Source organism: Chamaesiphon sp. OTE_8_metabat_110, from assembly GCF_031382685.1.
GTDB lineage: Bacteria > Cyanobacteriota > Cyanobacteriia > Cyanobacteriales > Chamaesiphonaceae > Chamaesiphon.
This window is the reverse complement of sequence record NZ_JANMZA010000570.1, coordinates 1-4,749: the sequence shown is the minus strand read 5'-3', so window position 1 is coordinate 4,749 and position 4,749 is coordinate 1. Positions and strand designations below refer to the sequence as shown.

5 protein-coding genes and 1 pseudogene are annotated in these 4,749 nt (G+C 49.0%); 4 read left to right on the top strand and 2 right to left on the bottom strand.

All coding sequences use genetic code 11. The features are described from left to right. The first annotated feature begins 3 nt into the window (after positions 1–3). The 3 genes from hemB to rsmD all read left to right on the top strand — a co-directional run bounded on the left by hemB (position 4) and on the right by rsmD (position 2,860). Positions 4–981: a porphobilinogen synthase gene (hemB, locus tag RMO52_RS20640; protein ID WP_396135068.1), complete on the top strand. Its 978-nt coding sequence runs from the start codon at positions 4–6 to the stop codon at positions 979–981. 210 nt (positions 982–1,191) lie between these two features. Next, positions 1,192–2,199, top strand: coding sequence for a DnaJ C-terminal domain-containing protein (locus RMO52_RS20635; RefSeq protein ID WP_309742305.1), 1,008 nt, complete (start codon positions 1,192–1,194; stop codon positions 2,197–2,199). Positions 2,200–2,284: 85 nt separating this feature from the next. Then, the gene (rsmD, locus tag RMO52_RS20630) at positions 2,285–2,860 is read left to right on the top strand and encodes a 16S rRNA (guanine(966)-N(2))-methyltransferase RsmD (protein WP_309742304.1); all 576 of its coding nucleotides are present in this window, start codon (positions 2,285–2,287) and stop codon (positions 2,858–2,860) included. 244 nt (positions 2,861–3,104) lie between these two features. On the opposite strand, the gene petG is transcribed toward rsmD, so the two are convergent. Further along, entirely contained in the window at positions 3,105–3,218 is a 114-nt protein-coding gene (petG, locus tag RMO52_RS20625; RefSeq protein WP_309742303.1) for a cytochrome b6-f complex subunit V, read from the bottom strand. Positions 3,219–3,568: 350 nt separating this feature from the next. Here petG and RMO52_RS20620 point away from each other — a divergent pair, with 350 nt between their 5' ends. Next, on the top strand, positions 3,569–3,889 hold the full coding sequence (locus RMO52_RS20620) for a c-type cytochrome (RefSeq protein WP_396135067.1): 321 nt from the start codon (positions 3,569–3,571) through the stop codon (positions 3,887–3,889). 234 nt (positions 3,890–4,123) lie between these two features. Here RMO52_RS20620 and RMO52_RS20615 read toward each other — a convergent pair. Next, positions 4,124–4,749 (bottom strand): annotated as a pseudogene (locus tag RMO52_RS20615) (Asp-tRNA(Asn)/Glu-tRNA(Gln) amidotransferase GatCAB subunit B); the annotation flags it as partial.

Here is a 4,749-nt window from a genome sequence, read left to right as displayed (position 1 = left end):
GCTTTGACAAAACGCCCCCGGCGGCTGCGGCGCAATCCCAGCATCCGCAGCTTAGTGAGCGAAACCCAACTGACAGTTGACGATTTGATCTATCCGATGTTTGTCACCGAAGGCGAAAATCAGCGGGTAGAAATTACTTCGATGCCAGATTGTTATCGCTATAGTCTCGATCTCCTCCTCAAAGAAATCGCCGAGCTGTACAGTCTGGGTATCAAAGCCGTCGCCTTATTTCCCGTCGTTGCCGAAGCTAAAAAAGACGATAATGGCACCGAAAGTTATAACCCAGAAGGATTAGCCCAACTGACTGTCCGCGCGATTAAGGCGCAGACTCCAGACATGCTGGTGATTACCGACGTGGCGCTCGATCCTTTCACCACCCACGGACACGACGGGGTGATTGACGAGCATGGCGTCATCCTCAACGATGAAACCGTGGCAATTTTAGTCAAAATGGCGGTCTCTCAAGCCCAAGCTGGCTGCGATATCGTCGCACCTTCCGACATGATGGACGGACGCATCGGGGCGATTCGCCAAGGATTGGACGCTCAGGGCTTCACTGACGTAGGCATTCTCGCTTATTCAGCCAAATACGCTTCAGCTTACTATGGTCCCTTCCGCGACGCCCTAGCCTCCGCTCCCAAATTTGGCGACAAGAAGACTTACCAAATGGATCCTGCCAACGCACGGGAAGCTCTCACCGAGGTAGAACTCGATATCGCCGAAGGTGCGGATATGGTCATGGTCAAACCCGCTCTCGCCTATCTGGATATCATTCACCAAGTTAAGGCTAACTGCAACGTTCCCGTTGCTGCGTATAATGTAAGTGGTGAATACTCAATGATCAAAGCTGCTGCCCAACTCGGCTGGATCGATGAGAAAAAAATCATGATGGAAACATTGCTGAGTATCAAACGAGCAGGTGCCGATCTGATTCTTACCTATTTTGCCAAAGATGTCGCGTTGATTTTGCGGCACAAATAGGCGACCTGTGTAACTTGTCTTCATCTCGACTGCAAGATCCGATCCCTTTGGGCGATTGCCATAGCCAACAGGGATCGCTAAACTTTGCAGGTAACAAGGGCATAATGAAGTAAGCATTGGCAACCAAGCTCCCGCCACTATCTCGATCTGCTAAACCGTTGGGTTTCCCAAGCGTGCGCAAATCACTATCCACTAGCCACAGACTGACATATGGCAGCGACAAATTTTCGAGACTACTACGCGCTCTTAGGGGTGAATAAGAACGCTAGCGCAGATGAGATCAAAAAAGCCTATCGGCGACTAGCGCGGAAATATCATCCAGATCTCAATCCTGGCGATAAAACTGCCGAAGCAAAATTCAAAGACATCACCGAGGCAAATGAAGTGCTCTCGGATGTCGATAAACGCACTCAGTACGACAGGTTCGGGCAGTATTGGCGACAGTCCGAACAACCGCGCCCGAATACGACGCGATCGAGTGCCAGCAACAGTCCTGGGAGTGCGCCACCAGGTGACTTCAACACGGTTGATTTCGGTCAGTACAATAATTTTGATGATTTTGTCAACGAGCTGCTAGGACGGTTTAATAATTCGGGTAATCCCAATCCTGCTGGCGGAGCTAAAAGCAGCGCCAATGATTTTGGCACGAATCCCAGTGCCAGTAGTGGCAACAGTAACATCGGCGGCGATCGCGAAGCAACCATTAGTCTCTCCCTCACCGAAGCCTTTAAAGGCGTCCAAAAAAGCTTTAATCTCGGCACCGAAACCATCAAAGTGCGGATTCCAGGCGGTGCCAAAGCTGGAAGTAGAATTAGAGTACGCGGTAAAGGAAATGTCAATACTTACAGCAAGCAGCGTGGCGACTTATATCTCACTGTCGAATTGCAACCCCATCCCTTCTTCCGGCTTGATGGCGAACAACTCGTCTGTGAAGTACCAGTTACCCCCGATGAGGCAGTTCTAGGTGCCCAAATCGAGATTCCCACCCCCGACGGCATGGTCACGGTTAATGTGCCTGCTGGCGTGCGTTCCGGTCAATCTCTGCGCCTGCGCGGCAAAGGCTGGGCTAACCCGCGTGGGGAACGTGGCGATCAATTAGCAAAAATTATCATCGCTACCCCCAAAACACTCACGCCTAACGAACGCGAACTCTACGAGAAAATCCGCGCCAGCCGCACCTTCGATCCTCGCAATCATTTTAAGCAAGTTAGTCTTTGAGATGGGAGATGGGAGATGGGAGATGGGAGATGTAATAATTAATTGATAATTATTAATTATTAATAATTAATTATCGAACAACCGTATGAGTATCCGCATTTATGGTAATCGCGAGCTAAAAACATTGCCTGGGCTAGACACTAGACCTACTCCTGCTAAAGTTAGACAGGCGTTATTTAATATTTGGCACGGATCGATCGCGGGTTGTCGGTGGTTGGATCTCTGTAGTGGTAGTGGCGCGATGGGTGCCGAGGCGCTGTGTCGATCTGCCCAAATGGCGATCGGCATCGAACAGGCGAGTGCGGCCTGTAGTATTATTGAGGAAAATTGGCAAAAAGTTGCTATGGCAGGTCAAACCTGTCAAGTTTTGCGCGGGGATGTCATCAAACGGCTCACAGATCTGGATGGGCAAACATTCGATCGCATCTACTTCGATCCGCCCTATGCTGGGGGATTATATCAGCCAGTCTTAGCAGAGATCGATCGATTGGGGCTATTGGCGCCACTGGGCGAACTGGCTGTCGAACACAGTCCCGATCCGCAATTGAGTATTTTACCAACCTCTTTGCCGACACTCGAACTGTGTCGCCATAAGGTCTATGGCAATACCGCGCTCTCCTTCTATCGGCTCCAAAGTCTCGATCGATCGAAGATTATGTAAAGATTGGCTAAAAAAATTAGTAACGCTATGTAAACAGCCGTTTTGCTGAAGATCGCAAATTAGACGGTGGGGAATGTCTTGTCTTGACGCGCTTAACTTGGAGCGGCGCATCGAACAGGAGGTTCCCTCCCGTTTGTGTGTGTCAAGAGAGGGAACCTCCTGTCTTACCGCCACGTTCTGGAGGTTTCCTCCAGAACGTGGCGGCGCAAAGCGCGCGTCGCTGACTATTTACGATCCCGGCAGACTACAAACCAACTTGGTTGCCGCGCTTGTATTGTAGATAGGCAGCTACAAACAAACCGCTGAGAGTAATGAAAACTAGACCGAGGACGATGCCAGCTAGTAATGGTTCTACCACGTTGAGACTCCGTATTAATTAAAATAATTTCCTCTAGCGTATCGGGTTTAGGGGGGTGGATGCAAGGGGTGTGGCGCAATTGCCCCAGTTGCGATTGACTTGGAGCGGCTAAAAACCTGTGTTCTTCAGTATTTCTACTGTAAAACTTTACAATCCGAGAAAAAGCTTAAGATATTTAAGAAATGTATCGTAAACCTTAAATATGTAGATACACTAAGAAAGGCAGCAATCGATTCCAGTACGAGATCTGCATTTTAGATTTTTAATTTAACTTCATTCACAGCAGGCACGTCTTGGACATCCGACTACCAAAACTCAAGCAAACGTCACGGCAGCAGATTGGGTCGATCGTGCTGACATGCTTGTCGATCTGTTTCTTGGCGATCGTCGGTTGGCACTCGCTTCAGGAATCCAACCCTTACATGACTAGCGTATTGTCAAAAACTGGCGATCCGACTTTGGGACATGCGATCTTTCAGATCAATTGTAGTGGTTGTCATGGACTAGATGCTAGTGGACGCGTCGGCCCTAGCTTGCGCGAAATATCTAAGCGCAAGTCTCCTCATAGTCTGATCGAACAAGTTACTAGCGGTAATACGCCCCCCATGCCCCAATTTCAGCCCAATCCTCAAGAAATGGCGGATTTGCTCAGTTACTTAGAAACACTCTAGTAGGGCAGCTAGTGCAGGATGCGAACATCGCACTCAGGCCATCGTTAGCATCCCCTCTACCGCTGTTAAATCGATTCATGCTAGCGATTGCGCGGTTTCACCATATCTTGTCGCCTGAAGGCGGTAATCGATCGCTGACGACGAAAGCGCGGTCGAGTTGTCGATTCATTAATAATAAAAGGGCGGAGCAATCGATCGATTGCTCTGCCTTTTTATTACTTCATCCGATCGGTTTTAACTGTTGAGTTTTTCGCTTAAGATTTGATTGGCGACTTTCGGCTCGGCACGTCCGCTAGTTTGTTTCATTAGTTGACCGACAAAGAACCCCAAGAGCTTGGTTTTCCCGGCTTTGTACTGTGCTAATTCTTTCGGATTAGCCGCAATAATTTCATCGATAATTTTAGCTAATTCTAGAGGATCGGCGATCGAAGTCAACCCTTTGCTAGCGACTAGATCTTGTACCGAACCACCATGCTCGAATAATTCGGGTAAGATTTCTTTAGCAATTTTGCCGCTAATTGTCCCCTTGTCAATCAGTCCGATTAACTCGGCTAATACCGTCGGCGTCAGGGCAATATCATTGATATTGACTCTTTGATTTTTGAGATAGGCGGTAATGTCACCCATCACCCAGTTAGCCGCTTGCTTGATATCCGCACCAGCCGTAATTGCGGCTTCGAGATATTCGGCGACAGATCGATCGTCCGTCAAGACCCGCGTATCATAAGGTGATAAACCTAGCTCATCTTGATAGCGGTGCCGTTTTTGGACGGGTAACTCGGGTAATTCCGCTTGCCAAGCCGCCTTTTGACTATCTGCCAAAACCATTGGCGTCAGATCCGGCTCGGGGAAATAGCGAT